Annotated in this window: 13 protein-coding genes; 12 read left to right on the forward strand and 1 reads right to left on the reverse strand. The window is 29.0% G+C overall.

All coding sequences use genetic code 11. From position 1 onward, the window contains the following. Positions 1-40 precede the first annotated feature (40 nt). Both JNUCC81_RS01970 and JNUCC81_RS01975 read left to right on the forward strand, forming a co-directional pair. Positions 41-883 (forward strand): deoxyribonuclease IV, encoded by an 843-nt coding sequence (locus JNUCC81_RS01970; RefSeq protein ID WP_454095083.1) that lies wholly within the window; start codon positions 41-43, stop codon positions 881-883. A 68-nt stretch (positions 884-951) separates the two neighbouring features. Beyond that, positions 952-1,947 (forward strand): aldo/keto reductase, encoded by a 996-nt coding sequence (locus JNUCC81_RS01975; protein ID WP_454095084.1) that lies wholly within the window; start codon positions 952-954, stop codon positions 1,945-1,947. 68 nt (positions 1,948-2,015) lie between these two features. Here JNUCC81_RS01975 and JNUCC81_RS01980 read toward each other — a convergent pair whose 3' ends face one another. Beyond that, complete coding sequence (locus JNUCC81_RS01980; protein WP_208332986.1) at positions 2,016-2,423, reverse strand: RusA family crossover junction endodeoxyribonuclease; 408 nt, start codon at positions 2,421-2,423, stop codon at positions 2,016-2,018. Between the two features lie 64 nt (positions 2,424-2,487). On the opposite strand from JNUCC81_RS01980, the gene queG reads away from it, so the two are divergent. The 10 genes from queG to JNUCC81_RS02030 all read left to right on the forward strand — a co-directional run bounded on the left by queG (position 2,488) and on the right by JNUCC81_RS02030 (position 14,815). After that, complete coding sequence (gene queG / locus JNUCC81_RS01985; protein WP_454095085.1) at positions 2,488-3,393, forward strand: tRNA epoxyqueuosine(34) reductase QueG; 906 nt, start codon at positions 2,488-2,490, stop codon at positions 3,391-3,393. Positions 3,394-3,612: 219 nt separating this feature from the next. Beyond that, complete coding sequence (locus JNUCC81_RS01990) at positions 3,613-5,865, forward strand: Lon protease family protein (RefSeq protein WP_454095086.1); 2,253 nt, start codon at positions 3,613-3,615, stop codon at positions 5,863-5,865. A 177-nt stretch (positions 5,866-6,042) separates the two neighbouring features. Beyond that, complete coding sequence (gene nth, locus JNUCC81_RS01995; protein WP_454095087.1) at positions 6,043-6,687, forward strand: endonuclease III; 645 nt, start codon at positions 6,043-6,045, stop codon at positions 6,685-6,687. Continuing rightward, a complete protein-coding gene (locus JNUCC81_RS02000; RefSeq protein WP_454095088.1) occupies positions 6,674-8,026 on the forward strand; it encodes a VanW family protein in 1,353 nt (450 codons plus the stop codon). The genes nth and JNUCC81_RS02000 overlap by 14 nt, the downstream gene beginning before the upstream one ends. 205 nt (positions 8,027-8,231) lie before the next feature. After that, positions 8,232-8,702 carry a tRNA (uridine(34)/cytosine(34)/5-carboxymethylaminomethyluridine(34)-2'-O)-methyltransferase TrmL gene (gene trmL, locus JNUCC81_RS02005; RefSeq protein ID WP_454095089.1) on the forward strand — a complete coding sequence of 157 codons (471 nt, stop codon included), beginning with the start codon at positions 8,232-8,234 and terminating at the stop codon, positions 8,700-8,702. Positions 8,703-8,746: 44 nt separating this feature from the next. Further along, a complete protein-coding gene (locus JNUCC81_RS02010; RefSeq protein ID WP_454095090.1) occupies positions 8,747-9,592 on the forward strand; it encodes a DegV family protein in 846 nt (281 codons plus the stop codon). 263 nt (positions 9,593-9,855) lie between these two features. Then, positions 9,856-10,908, forward strand: coding sequence for a BMP family lipoprotein (locus JNUCC81_RS02015; RefSeq protein WP_454095091.1), 1,053 nt, complete (start codon positions 9,856-9,858; stop codon positions 10,906-10,908). Between the two features lie 318 nt (positions 10,909-11,226). Then, positions 11,227-12,789: an ABC transporter ATP-binding protein gene (locus tag JNUCC81_RS02020; RefSeq protein WP_454095092.1), complete on the forward strand. Its 1,563-nt coding sequence runs from the start codon at positions 11,227-11,229 to the stop codon at positions 12,787-12,789. Then, on the forward strand, positions 12,789-13,880 hold the full coding sequence (locus tag JNUCC81_RS02025; RefSeq protein WP_454095093.1) for an ABC transporter permease: 1,092 nt from the start codon (positions 12,789-12,791) through the stop codon (positions 13,878-13,880). The genes JNUCC81_RS02020 and JNUCC81_RS02025 overlap by 1 nt, the downstream gene beginning before the upstream one ends. Beyond that, positions 13,880-14,815, forward strand: a complete 936-nt coding sequence (locus JNUCC81_RS02030) for an ABC transporter permease (RefSeq protein ID WP_454095094.1) — start codon at positions 13,880-13,882, stop codon at positions 14,813-14,815. The genes JNUCC81_RS02025 and JNUCC81_RS02030 overlap by 1 nt, the downstream gene beginning before the upstream one ends. Positions 14,816-14,918: the final 103 nt, after the last annotated feature.

A 14,918-nucleotide genomic window follows, 5' to 3' on the forward strand; every position in this document is an offset into this window, starting at 1 on the left:
AATAAATATAATAAAATCGACAATAAGGAGGATTTACAACATGCTTGTAATAGGACCACATATTTCAATAGCAAAAGGTTTTTTTAAAGCAGCACAAACAGCAGTGGAAATAGGCGCTAATACATTCCAATTTTTTAGCAGAAATCCAAGAGGAGGAAATGCTAAGGCATTTGATGAAAAGGATATAGCAAAGTTTCAAAAAATAAGAGAAGAAAATAATTTTGGAAAAATACTAGCTCATGCACCATATACTATGAATTTAGGTGGAGCAAAGGATGAAGTGTATGAATTTGCTAGAAAAGTTATAAAAGAAGATATAGAAAGAATGGATTCTTTAGGAATAGAATATATGTGTTTCCACCCAGGTAGTCATGTAGGTGGAGGTATAGAGTTTGGAATAAAGAGAATATCAGATGCATTAAATGAAGCTTTAACTGGAAAAGAAAATCTAACTTTACTTCTTGAAACTATGTCTGGAAAAGGAACGGAAATAGGGTTTGACTTTAATCAAATAAAAGAAATTATAGATAGTGTTGAGCACAATGAAAAATTAGGGGTTTGCTTAGATACATGTCATGTATTTTCAGCTGGATATGATATAGTTAATGATTTAGATGGGGTATTAGAAGAGTTTGATAAAATAATAGGACTAGATAGATTAAAGGCAGTACATTTAAATGATAGTATGATGCCATTTGGAGATAAGAAAGATAGACATGAAGTAATTGGAGAAGGTAAAATAGGATTAGAGGCTATAGTCAACTTTATGACTCATCCTAAAATAAGCCATCTACCATTTTTCTTAGAAACTCCTCTTGAAGACGAAGGTCATAAAAGAGAGATTGCTATGATAAAAGAAATATTAGATAATAAAACTTGCTAAGCTTGTATCGATAATGACCTATAAATCAGGTTCGTTGCTTAGATAAAAATTTATGACGGGGGAAAGTAATGAGATTATTAGGAAAAAGTGATATGAATGTAAAAAGAGTTGGATTTGGAGGAATACCAATTCAAAGGATAACTCAAGAAGATACAAATAAAGTTATTGATGAATTAGAAAAGCAAGGTGTTAATTTTATAGATACAGCCAGAGGATACACAATAAGTGAAGAATATATAGGAAATAGCCTGTATGGAAGAAGAGAAAAGTTTTTTATAGCTACTAAAAGTATGTCAAGAAACTATAAAGATATGAAAAAAGATATAGAAATAAGCTTGAAAAATCTTAAGACAGACTATATAGACTTATATCAACTTCATAATGTTAAGCCAGAAGAGTATGATTTAATATTTGATGAAGATAAAGCTTACAGAGCATTATTAGAAGCAAAACAAGAAGGTAAGATAAAGCATATAGGAATAACTAGTCATGGATTAGAAACAATAGAAAAAGCAATAGAGAGTGATAAGTTTACAACAATACAGTTTCCATATAACATAGTAGAAGGACAAGCTGATAAAGCTTTTAGAAAAGCTAATGAAAAAGGTATCGGAATAATTGTTATGAAACCCTTAGCAGGAGGAGCAATAGACAATGCTACTTTAGCTATAAAGTATATACTTTCAAAAGATTACATCGATGTAGTTATACCAGGGATGGATAGTGTAGAACAAGTTAAAGAAAATACCAAAGTACTAGAAAATTTAGAACTTACAGAAGAAGATAATATAAAAATAGAAGAAATAAGAAAAAACCTAGGGAAAAGATTCTGTAGAAGATGTGAATATTGTCTTCCATGTCCTGTAGGTATAAATATACCAGCAAACTTTTTACTAGAAGGATATTATACTAGATACAATTTAAAGGACTGGGCTAAGCAAAGATATGCAGCTTCAAATGGAAAAGCTAATGAATGTGTAAGTTGCGGATTATGCGAAACTAAATGTCCATATGAACTTCCTATAAGAGAAATGTTAAAGGATGTTGTTTCTAAGCTTGGGTAAAATAGAATTGTATAACTTAAAACAGATAATAATAAAGAGAACTTAGGTAAAGTAAGTTCTCTTTATTATTATTCTCTTGGAAAAATATTATAAGATACATCATATTTAGAAAGAGGATAAAGTTCTATTTCTACACGAGGATTTTCTTTGTCTATAAAATCAAATAATAATACTGGTTTTAACTGTTTATCATTTTTGATGATACCACTTTTTTCTATACCATCACAAATACTTTTAGGATAGTTATGTAAATCTCCCATACGTTTATTTGGGAAGTATAGTTTTAAGACAGTAATTAAATCTTCTTCTATTGTATCTCCTTGGTATTGCTGATTTATATAACCTGCAATCATATTTTCATAGGCTAAGTATTTAGAATGTTTACCAGTTGATGGCATCCATGCTTGTCCATGAACATTATGAAGTTTAAAGTTAGACTTACTTATAGGTCTACCTGGTATTGTTAATTTAATCAAATTATCACCATCCTTACACTTTAGTTATTATAAAGCTAATACAATATTAATGAAAGGATATTTTATGAATAAGGAAAAATTAAAAGAATTCTGTAAATCAATAGGATTAAAATGTGTAGGTATTGCAGGAATCGGACCGTATCACAATTTAGAACAAGTAATAAAACATAGATTATTAAATGGATATGTTACTGGAATGGAAGAACCAGTATTAGAAAATAGAATAGATCCAAGAAATACAATGGAAAATGCAAAATCAATAATAGTATTTGCGTTTCCATATTACAGTGGAAATCAGAATGATGGAAATTTATCAAAATACTGCTATGGAGAAGATTATCATATAGTTATAAAAAATATTCTTCAAAAAATCTGCGACTACTTAACTGAAAATATAGATGGATTTGAGTATAAATATTTTACAGATAATGGTCCTCTAGTGGATAGACACTTAGCCTATTTATCTGGAATAGGATACTTTGGAATTAATAATAATATTATCACAGATGAATATGGATCATATGTATTTATAGGATATATAATAAATAACTATGATTTTCATCCAGATCAGCCTTTACCAAAAACATGCATAAAATGTGGGAAATGTGTAAAATATTGTCCGGGAAATGCATTATTAGGAAATTTTGAAATGAATCCAAAGAGATGTTTGTCATATATAACTCAAAAAAAGGGAGAATTGACAGAAGAAGAAATAGGGATATTACAAAGTGAGAATAAAGTATTTGGGTGTGATGTATGTCAAGATGTATGTCCTCACAATAAAAATATACCAATAACAAATATTAATGAATTTAAAACTAATATAATGACAAGTTTAGATATTGAGGAAATAAATTCTATTTCAAATAAAGAGTTTAAACGTAGATACGGAAATAAAGCGTTTAGTTGGAGAGGAAAAAATATAATAAAAAGAAATTTAGATTTAATTTCAGAAAAAACAAAGGATTAATAACCCTTTGTTTTTTATATATAAAAATAAGTAGACAAATCACAAAATAAATGAATATGAATAAAATTAGAATATATATTATTTATGAAAAAAATAAATAATTACTTTCATATATTAAATTAACAACAAGTATAAGGTGTTGCTGACATATATTAAATAGTATAACAAATTAATTTAGTAACAGAGAATATTATAAAAGGGGAGAAGGGGTGAGGTCTATTGTTAAACTATAAAAATACATCTGAAATAGAACCTCTAGAAAGCATACTAGGTCAAGAAAGAGCTATAGATGCTATGGAGATTGGATTAAAAATTGATAATCCAGCTTACAATATATACCTAGCAGGAGATTCAGGTACAGGGAAAACAACATATGCTACAAAAGCATTAAATAAGTATGCATCTAAAAAGAATTCTCATAAAGATTGGTGCTATGTATATAACTTTGAACAAAGTAGAGAACCTATTATAATTGGATTAGAAAAAGGATTAGGAAGAACTTTTAAAAAAGATATTGAAAAATTAATTGAAGCACTCTTAGATGAGTTAAGAGACACATTTGAAAGTGAAGATTTTGAAATAGGAAAAAATCAGGTTGTTGAGGAATATGAAATAGAGAAAGATGCATTACTTAAAAAGATTAAAAAATATGGAGAAGAAAAAGGATTTAAATTAAAAAATAGTAAAGTCGGGATGGTATTTATACCTATAAAAGACGAAAAAGATGATAAAGATGAAGATGACGAAAAAGCAGACGAGGAATTTTATAAAGTTAAAAGAGAATTAGAAAATATGGCAATACAGGTTGTATATAAAATAAGAGATTTAGAAGATGCTGCAAAAGAAGCTTTACTTGATTTAGAAGAGGAAGTAGCAAAGTTTGTAATAGACCCTCATATTGAATCTTTAATTGAAAAATATAAGGATTATGATAAAGTAGAAACATATTTAAATAATATAAGAAAAGATATATTAGAATATGTATATCTATTTTACTTAGATGAAGAAGATTTAAAAGATAAGTATGATAAAGAACATTTTATAAAATATAAAGTAAATTTATTTGTAGATAATGGTAGCGATAAAGAAAACTCATCAGCGCCTGTAATATTTGAGATAAATCCAAGTCCAGCTAATTTATTTGGTAAAGCTGAATATGATTACTATAATGGAAATATAAAAACTGATTTTACTAAGCTAATACCAGGGGCAGTTCATAAAGCTAATGGTGGTTATTTAGTTTTATATGTAGATCAACTTTTAAGATATGCCCTATCATGGGATATGCTAAAGAGAGCTATACAGTCTAGAAAAATGGGAGTAGATACTCAAACAGCTATAAAGCCAGAAAGTATGCCAATAGATATGAAGGTAATACTGATAGGAGATAACCATATGTACAATGCTTTATATAGTTATGACCCAGATTTTAGTAAGTACTTTAAGGTATTTGTTGATTTTGATGATGAGATGGAAAAAAATGAGGTAAATGAAGATGGAATAGCAAGATTTATAGCGTTTCAATGCAATAAGGGAAAATTAAAACATTTCACATATGATGCAGTTGCCGAAGTAGTTAAATTTAGCACAAGAATTGCAGGAGATAGCTATAAGTTATCAACAAAATTTAATAAAATTATGGAGGTTATAGTAGAAGGAGATGCATATGCTAAAATTAGAAATGTAGAATATGTAGATAAAGAAGATGTAAAAAAAGCTATAAATGAAAGAAGAAAAAGATTAAATAGAATTGAAAATAGAATGGATGAATCATTAGAAAATGGTTTTACTCTTATAGAAACTGAGGGAAGTAGAGTAGGAGTTATAAATGGTTTATCAGTTTTAAATACAGGTGAATACTCATTTGGAAGACCTTCAAGAATAACAGTAACTACTAGTCCTGGTAATGATGGAATTGTTAATATAGAAAGAGAAGTTAAGATGAGTGGGCCTATACACAATAAAGGTGTATTAATATTAGGTGGATATTTAGCAGAAAACTTTGCTCAAGAATTCCCATTATCGTTAAATGCATATATTTGTTTTGAACAAAACTATGGAGGAATAGAAGGTGATAGTGCGACTGGAGCGGAATTATATGCACTTTTATCATCACTAAGTAATGTTCCTTTGAAACAAAATATTGCAGCAACAGGGTCAATGAATCAAAAAGGTGAAATACAGGTAGTTGGAGGAATCACCGAAAAAATAGAAGGATTTTATTCAGCATGTAAGAAAAAAGGATTAAATGACAATCAAGGTGTAATAATCCCTAAAAATAATAGCAGAAACTTAGTTTTATCTGATGAAGTAAACAAAGCAATTGAAGATGGAAAATTCAAGGTTTATACAGTATCTAAAGTTGAAGAAGCAATAGAAATATTAACTGATATGAAATTTGAGAAAATTAAAAAACTTGTAAAAGAAAGATTATTAAAGTTTTCAAAAGCGCAAAAAACAGAATATAAATAGTTTTAATGATTTATATTCTGGGTATTTATATAATGATAGAAAGCAAAAGCTAATTAGCTTTTGCTTTCTTTTTATTTAATATAAAAAAATATAATAAAATTAGCAATAATAATTTGTTATATATTGCTGATTATGATAGATAATATTATTATAATTTAAATTTTAGGGGGATTTTAAATGAAAAATGTTAATGAAATACTAGATGCATTAGAAGAACTTTACCCAGATGCCAAATGTGAGTTAGATTATACAACTCCTTTTGAACTTTTAATTGCAACAATATTGTCAGCTCAATGTACAGATGTAAGAGTCAATAAGGTAACAGGAGAATTATTTAAAAAATATAATACCGCGCAAGCTTTTTCTAAGTTAAGTATTGAAGAAATTAGTAAAGAAATAAAAAGTTGTGGATTATATAAAAGTAAAGCTGAAAAGATAAAAGTAACATCACAAACCATATGTAATGTTTATAATGGAGAAGTGCCAGACACATTAGAAGAGCTTGTAAAACTTCCAGGAGTAGGAAGGAAAACTGCAGGAGTAGTTTTAAGTAATGCATTTGGACAAGATGCAATAGCAGTAGATACACATGTTTTTAGAGTATCAAATAGAATCGGTATAGTTAATACACATACTCCAGAAAAAACAGAGTTTGCCCTTATGGAAGCAATACCGAAGAATAGATGGTCTCATTCGCATCATCTTTTAATTTTCCATGGAAGGAGGATGTGTAAAGCTAGAAATCCAGAATGTAGTATTTGCCCTATAAAAAGTGACTGTAATTACTATAAGGAGAGGGATGACAAAATTGAAACGACTTAAGATGATATTATTATTGTCAGTAGGAATCTTTTTTTTAGGTAGTACAAATTTATCTCAAGCAATAACAAGGGAAGGAAAAATACACAAAAATATTTCTATAATGTCTATAGATATATCAGGATTAACTAAGAATGAAGCAAAAAGAAAAGTTGAAGAAACTATAAATCACTATAATGAAATAAACTTAATATTTGAAGACAAAACTTATAAGTTAAATAAAAAAGACTTAGGAATAGTTTATAGCATTGATGATGCTGTAGAAAAGGCATATAATATTGGTCGTGATAAAGATATAATATCTAATATTAAAACAAAAATAGACTTAGATTTAGGTGAAAATAAAACTATTGGCTTAAAGTGTAGCTATAATGAAAAAAACTTAGATAAATATATAAATTTTTTAAATGAAAATATTAATATAGAACCTATAAGTGCAACTATAAAATTAGAAGATAATAGATTTAATTATACAAAAGAAACTTATGGAATAAAGATAGATGTAGATAAACTAAAAAAAGCAATTATATTAGATATAAATAAAGTTTTTTCTAATGACGAAAAAATACCAACAATAAGCATAAGACCTAATTTTATATATGATGAGTTAAGCAAAATAGATACAGTACTTGGAACTTATGAAACTAATTTTAATCATAAGCTAGAAAATAGAGTTAATAATATAGATGTTGCAGCTAGAGCTACTAATAATGTAATAGTTAAGCCATCTGAAGAGTTTTCATTTAATCATTATGTTAATGATGCTAGTATTCAATCACAGTTTAAAAATGCTCCAGTAATAATCAATGGAAAATTAGAACAAGGATTAGGTGGAGGTATATGCCAAGTATCAAGTACTATGTATAATGCAGCACTTTATGCAGGTCTTGAAATTACAAAAGTAAGAAATCACAGTATACCAAGTGCTTATGTTTCAAAAGGAAGAGATGCTACAGTTGCAACAGGAAATTTAGATTTTAGATTTAAAAATAAATATAATACACCTATACTTGTTACTCACAAAATATATAATAATAAAATAGTAACAACTATATATGGTAATAAGGAAGATAAGAAAGAAATAGAAGTAACAACCGAAATTATAAAATCAGTACCTAATAAAGTAAAAATAGAAACTAGTGAAAAAATCTTTGAAGGAGAAAAGACAATATCACAAAATGGGAGAGTTGGATATAAAATAAATACTTTCAGAATTTATAAAGGAGATAAAGGCAAAACAAAAGAATTTATTAGTGAAAGCTATTATCCTCCTATGGATAAGGTAGTTGTATACGGTACTAAAAAGAAAGTTATAGACAATATAGATAAAGAAATTATTTGATAAATGAAATCTTCTATTTATATTAATATAGATAGAAGATTTCATTTATTGTACATATATCTAAGAAGTTTCTGAAAGTGAGTTCTTAGAAAAGTAATTTTCTGATATAATTGTATTTGGACTAATATTAAAATATAAAATTGTTAGATTTTACATAGTTTAATTGACTATAGAATACAAATAGAAATATTTAAGGAGGATGGATATGTCATTAAATGTAGTCTTAGTAGAGCCAGAAATACCTCAAAATACAGGTAATATAATAAGAACGTGTGCAGCAACAGGAACGATTTTACATTTAGTAAGACCTTTAGGATTTTCATTAGAAGATAAGTATTTAAAAAGAAGTGGACTTGACTATTGGGACTTAGCAAATATACAATATTATGATAGTTTCGAAGAAGTAGTTGAGAAAAATCCTGATGGAAAATTTTTCTTTTCTACAACAAAGGTAAATCAATCACATTCAGATGTAGAATTTGTTGATAACTCATTTATAGTATTCGGAAAAGAAACTAAAGGATTACCAGAGACTTTAATAAAAGCAAATTTAGAAACTTGTATGAGAATACCTATGATAAATGTAGAAAAAGCTAGATCACTGAATTTATCTAATTCAGTTGCGATAGTTGTATATGAAGCATTAAGACAATTAGGTTATCCTAATATGAGATAATCCTAAATATCCGAAACACTGTTTTTAGAAGGGGGCGTGTTTTAATGAAAAATTTAAAAATAATATGCGATAGTTTATCAGATATACCTAAAGAACTGATAGAAAAATACGATATAGAAGTAGTTCCACTTACAGTTATATTAGATGGAAACGAATATAAAGATGGAATTGATATATCTAATGATGATTTTTACAAAATCTTAAGAGAAGAAAATGCATACCCAAAAACTTCACAAGCTACATATGCACAATTTAAAGAGGTTTTCGACAAGTATGTAAATGAAGGAAGAAAAATACTTTATATAGCAGGTTCATCAGCAGCTACAGGAACATATCAAAGTGCTGTAATGGCAAAGAATGATACAGAGGGAGAAATATACACTTATGACTCTCAAACATTAACTTATCTAGTTGGATTATTAGTAGTTAAAGCTGCACAGATGGCCCAAGAAGGAAAAGAAATTGAGGAAATAATTTCTGAAATAGATAAATTAAGAGAAAAGACTTATGTATTATTCTCTGTTGATACATTAGAATATTTACAAAAAGGTGGTAGAATATCATCTACTAAAGCTGCCATAGGTAGTATTTTAAATATAAAGCCAATACTTGATATAAAAAATGGTTTAGTTGCGCCTGTATGCCAAGTAAGAGGCAAGAAAAATGTTATATCAAAAATGGTAGAGATTATAAAGGAAAATTGTGGAACAGATTTTTCGGATCAAACTATGTACATAGCATATAGTGACGATTTTAAAGAAAGAGATAGATTAACAGAAGCACTTAAAGAACAATTTAATCCTAAGAGTATAGAATATTTCCAAATTGGAACTGTAATAGGCTCTCACGCAGGCCCAGGTTTAACTGGAATAGTATGTTTTAAAAAATAACTTTAAGAATAAAGAACTTTCAAATATAATTTGAAAGTTTTTTTAATAAAATAAAATATAAAATGAAATTTTAATTTTATTTTAAAATAGAGTAGCATATATACCTAATATGATGCACTATATTATATGTAAATGTCAAGATATTACATAAAAGTCAAAAATTTTATCATGAATATTGAATTAAATATAGAAAAATAATATAAAGTGTAGTAAAATAAAGATAATTATTACACAATATATATGAGGTTTTGAGGAGGATACTTATGAAACTTAAAAAGTTATTATCTGTAGCATTAGTTACAGTTATGAGTGCTAGTGTGCTAGTTGGATGTAGCTCAGGAGAGAAAAAAGAAGCGGCTGGGAGTGCAGATGGAGAAAAAAAGGTATTCAAGATAGCTATGGTTACAGACACAGGTGGAGTTAATGATGAATCATTTAACCAATCTGCATGGGCTGGATTAGAAAAGATAAAAAAAGAATTTGGTGAAGATAAAGTTAAAGTTAAGTACTTAGAATCAAAGCAAGATGCTGATTACGTACCTAACGTTGAAACATTAGTTGAAGAAGATACTGATTTAATAATAGGTGTAGGATTTAAATTAGCAGATGCTATAGAAGAAGCAGCTAAAAACTACCCAGACAATCAATTTGCTCTTGTAGATGCTGCGTATAAAAAGCAACCAGCAAATGTAACATCATTATTATTTGAAGACCACGTATCATCATACTTAACAGGAGTAATTGCTGCTAAGATGAGTGAAAGTCATAAAATTGGTTTCATCGGTGGTATATCAGGTGAAGTTATAGATAGATTTGACTATGGATTTAGAGCAGGTGTTGAGGCAACTGATCCAAATGCAAAAGTAAGTGTTCAATATACAAACAGCTTTACAGATATGGCAAAAGGAAAGTCGATAGCTAACCAAATGCATAAAGACGGAGTTGACGTAATATTTACAGCTGCTGGTGCTTGTGGTATAGGTGCAATAGAAGCTGCTAAAGAAAATGGTAAAAAAGCTATAGGTGTTGACCAAGATCAAAATAAATTAGCTCCAGATAACGTAATAACTTCAGCAATGAAAAATATAGATATTGCTGTTTTTGATGCAGCTAAGTCTATGATAGAAGGTAAATATAAGCCAGGACAAGTTATAGTTAATACATTAGATATGGGTGGAGTTGGTATAGCTAAAACTAGTTCAGAAAATGTTCAACCAGATATATTAAAATACGTTAATGAAATAGCTGAAAAGATTAAAAAAGATGAAATAAAAGTTCCTGAAAATGAAAAAGAATATAAGGAATTAAAGAAATAATTAAATAATGAAGGGCTATCCTAAAATTAGGATAGCTTTTTTTGCGACAAGCCTTTTAAAGATATAGCACAATTAAATTAATAGTAAGTGTGTATAATAAAATATTTTATGAGGTTTTGGAAAGAATAAAAATATATGAATTCAAAGTAATTATATTGGCATATTAGTTAAAAAAATAAGGATTAATTATTAAAATTCGACAAAAAAACACAAAAAACAAGCTAAAATGAAAAAAATATATAAAATGGTTTGTTATGCTAGCGGTATTTTAGTATAATAAAAATGCTGACTATTAAATTAAGGAGGATAAAAAGAGCGATGAATAATAGTAATGTCGACTACAGCAAAAAAGTTGTAGAAATGAAAAAGATAACTAAAAAGTTCGGAAACTTCGTTGCGAATGATAACATAGACTTGACTGTTCATAAAGGTGAAGTACATGCTCTTTTAGGTGAGAACGGAGCAGGAAAATCTACTCTAATGAACATATTATATGGTTTATATCACCAAACATCAGGTGAGATACATATAAATGGGAAATTAGTTAATATGGATAATCCAAATGTGGCTATACAAAATGGAATAGGTATGGTGCATCAACATTTCATGCTAGTTCAACCTTTTACAGTAGCTCAAAACATAATACTTGGTACTGAACCAACAAAAGGATTAGGCGCTGTAGATATAAACAAAGCTATAGAAGATGTTAAAGCAATATCAGAGAAATATGGATTATATGTTGACCCAAATGCCAAGGTTGAAGATATAACTGTTGGGATGCAACAAAGAGTAGAAATATTAAAAGCTTTATATAGAGGAGCTGAGATATTAATACTAGATGAACCTACAGCAGTTTTAACACCACAAGAAATAATAGAACTTATACAAATAATAAGAAACTTAACTAAAGAAGGTAAATCTGTAATTATAATAACTCATAAGTTAAAAGAGATAAAAGCCGCAGCAGATCACTGTACAATAATCAGAAGAGGAAAGTATATAGATACTGTAAAAGTATCTGAAACTACTGAAGATGAATTAGCTGCAATGATGGTTGGTAGAGAAGTAAACTTTAAAGTTGATAAAGTTGAAGCGAAGCCAAAGCAATCGGTATTAGAAATAAAAGACTTAATAGTCAAAGACAATAGAAAGATATCAGTAGTAGATGGATTATCACTAGATGTAAAAGCTGGTGAAATACTAGGTATTGCTGGTATAGATGGTAATGGTCAATCAGAACTTGTTGAAGCTTTAACTGGACTTAGAAAATCTCAATCAGGAAGCATAAAAATCAATGGGCATGAAGTTTTAAATAATACTCCAAAAGATGTGTTTAAAAAAGGTATAAAGAATATACCAGAAGATAGACATAAGAGAGGATTAATATTAGATTTTACTGTTGCTGAAAATACAGTTTTACAAAACTATAAAGATCCTAGATTCTCTAAAAATGGAATATTAAATAAAGAAGCAATAGAAAAATATGCTGATGGAATAATAGAAAGATTCGATGTTAGACCAACAGACCATACTGTAAAGTCAAGAGCTTTATCTGGAGGTAACCAGCAAAAGGTTATAATAGGTAGAGAAGTTGATAATATAGAAGTTTCAAGAGCTGCTACAGGAGAGCCGCAATTATTAATAGCAACTCAACCTACAAGAGGATTAGATGTTGGAGCTATAGAGTTTGTTCATAAATCATTAGTAAAGCAAAGAGATGAAGGAAATGCAGTATTATTAGTATCTTTAGAATTAGATGAAGTTATGAACGTATCTGATAGAATAGCAGTAATATATGAAGGAAAAATAGTAGGAATAGTTGATGCGAAAGATGCAGATGAAAATACATTAGGATTAATGATGGCAGGAGGTGACGAATAATGGGCGATAAAGCAAAAAAGAAAAAAGTCTCTCTAGTAGATAATACTATATTATTCTCTTTAGTATCTATAGTATTAGGATTAATAGTTGGAGCTATAGCTTTAATTATAGCGGGACATAATCCGATAGAAGCTTATGCAGCTATGATAGATGGTATATTTGGAAAACCTAAATTTATAGCATGGACTATAATAAGATCTACACCGCTTATATTAACAGGTTTATCTATTGCATTTGCATTTAAGACGGGACTATTTAATATAGGTGCAGAAGGTCAATTTATAATAGGTTCATTAGTCGCAACTATAGTTGGTGCAGGAGTTCAATTGCCTGCAATAATACATGTACCATTTGTACTTTTAATGGCAGCACTTGGTGGAGCTATTTGGGGTGGATTTGCAGGATGGTTAAAATCTAAATTTGGTATAAATGAAGTTATAGCTACAATAATGCTTAACTGGATAGCTTTCTATCTAAGTAACTTTATGATAAAGACTAGTTGGTTAGCTAGAGAAAATAGTGAAGCATCAATAAATATACATGAAAGTGCTAGTATAGGAATACACTGGTTAAATGGATTAGTAGGACCTGCTACTAAAGTAAACTGGGGTATAGTAATATCTATAGTACTTGTACTAATAATAGCATTTATATTATTTAAAACAACTTTAGGATTCGAATTAAGAGGAGTTGGATTTAATAAATATGGTGCTGAATACGGTGGTATAAATGTTAATAGCTCTATATTAAAATCTATGGCTATAGCAGGTTTACTTGCAGGTGTAGCTGGTGCTATACAAGTTATGGGTGTGTCTCACAACATAACAATACTTGCAGCACAAGAAGGATATGGTTTTGATGGTATAGCTGTTGCACTTATTGCTAACAGTAACCCAATAGGAGTTATATTCTCAGGATTATTATTCGGAGCATTTAAATATGGTGGAACTAAGATGCAATCTATAGGAGCTCCTTCAGAGGTTGTAAATATAGTTATAGGATCAATAGTTTACTTCATAGCTTTAAGTAGTGTCTTAAGAATGTTATATGTAAAAATGAGAGATAAAAAAAATAAAGGGGGTAATGCATAATGGAAGATTTAGCTTTAATTATTAGCACAACTTTAATGTACTCTACACCCCTGATATTTGCAGCATTAGGCGGTGTATTCTCAGAGAATTCTGGTATAGTTAATATCGGAATAGAAGGAATGATGACTATAGGTGCATTTGCAGCTGCAGCAACAGGGTTTTTAGTAGGAAATCCATGGATAGCATTCTTAGTAGGTGGATTAGCAGGTGGATTGTTCGCATTAATCCATGCCTTTGCTACAATAAGTTGTAATGCTGACCACACTATTTCTGGGGTAGCAATAAACTTATTAGCTCCAGGGGTTGCTTTATTTGCATCTAAAATAATGTTTGATGGAGCTACAATGACTCCAACAATACCAATGGAAAATAAAATACCAAGACCGTTAAATGGTTTATTCCCACAAGGTAGCATATTAGATACAATATTCAACTCATATGCAACTGTATTTTTAGCATTTGTATTAGTAGTTGTAGTATGGTATATATTATATAAAACTAAGTTCGGTCTTAGAGTAAGAGCAGTTGGAGAGCATCCAGGTGCAGCAGATACATTAGGTATAAATGTTGCAAAAACAAGATATATGGCTGTTATAATATCTGGTATACTAGCAGGTTTAGGTGGAGCATCAATGAGTTTAGCTGTTGTTTCTTCATTCAGACCTACATTAATATCTGGACAAGGATATATTGCTATGGCAGCAGTAATATTTGGTAAGTGGAGACCACAATGGGCTATGGTAGCGTGTTTATTATTTGGTTTCTCTACAGCTTTATCAGTATTCTTTGGAAACCCAGAGTTACCATTTAGTATAAATGAAAACTTATTATCAATGATACCTTATATAGTGACATTAGTAGTATTAGTATTATTTGTTAAGAGTTCTAAGGCTCCGGCAGCTTTAGGTAGCTCATATAAAAAGGGTGAAAGATAATAAAAAAATGATAGCTAAGCTATCATTTTTTTATGCCTAAATTTCTATTATTATGAAGAAATTTGAGTGAAGAGAATTCTTCATAATATGAATTAAAAAAAGA

It is taken from the genome of Faecalimicrobium sp. JNUCC 81 (assembly GCF_053667625.1).

What these genes read in the sequence shown, in the direction of transcription:
- JNUCC81_RS01970 (WP_454095083.1), top strand. Translation starts at nt 41, where the DNA reads ATGCTTGTAATAGGACCACATATTTCAATAGCAAAAGGTTTTTTTAAA.
- JNUCC81_RS01975 (WP_454095084.1), top strand. Translation starts at nt 952, where the DNA reads ATGAGATTATTAGGAAAAAGTGATATGAATGTAAAAAGAGTTGGATTT.
- queG (WP_454095085.1), top strand. Translation starts at nt 2,488, where the DNA reads ATGAATAAGGAAAAATTAAAAGAATTCTGTAAATCAATAGGATTAAAA.
- nth (WP_454095087.1), top strand. Translation starts at nt 6,043, where the DNA reads ATGAAAAATGTTAATGAAATACTAGATGCATTAGAAGAACTTTACCCA.
- trmL (WP_454095089.1), top strand. Translation starts at nt 8,232, where the DNA reads ATGTCATTAAATGTAGTCTTAGTAGAGCCAGAAATACCTCAAAATACA.
- JNUCC81_RS02010 (WP_454095090.1), top strand. Translation starts at nt 8,747, where the DNA reads ATGAAAAATTTAAAAATAATATGCGATAGTTTATCAGATATACCTAAA.
- JNUCC81_RS02015 (WP_454095091.1), top strand. Translation starts at nt 9,856, where the DNA reads ATGAAACTTAAAAAGTTATTATCTGTAGCATTAGTTACAGTTATGAGT.
- JNUCC81_RS02020 (WP_454095092.1), top strand. Translation starts at nt 11,227, where the DNA reads ATGAATAATAGTAATGTCGACTACAGCAAAAAAGTTGTAGAAATGAAA.
- JNUCC81_RS02025 (WP_454095093.1), top strand. Translation starts at nt 12,789, where the DNA reads ATGGGCGATAAAGCAAAAAAGAAAAAAGTCTCTCTAGTAGATAATACT.
- JNUCC81_RS02030 (WP_454095094.1), top strand. Translation starts at nt 13,880, where the DNA reads ATGGAAGATTTAGCTTTAATTATTAGCACAACTTTAATGTACTCTACA.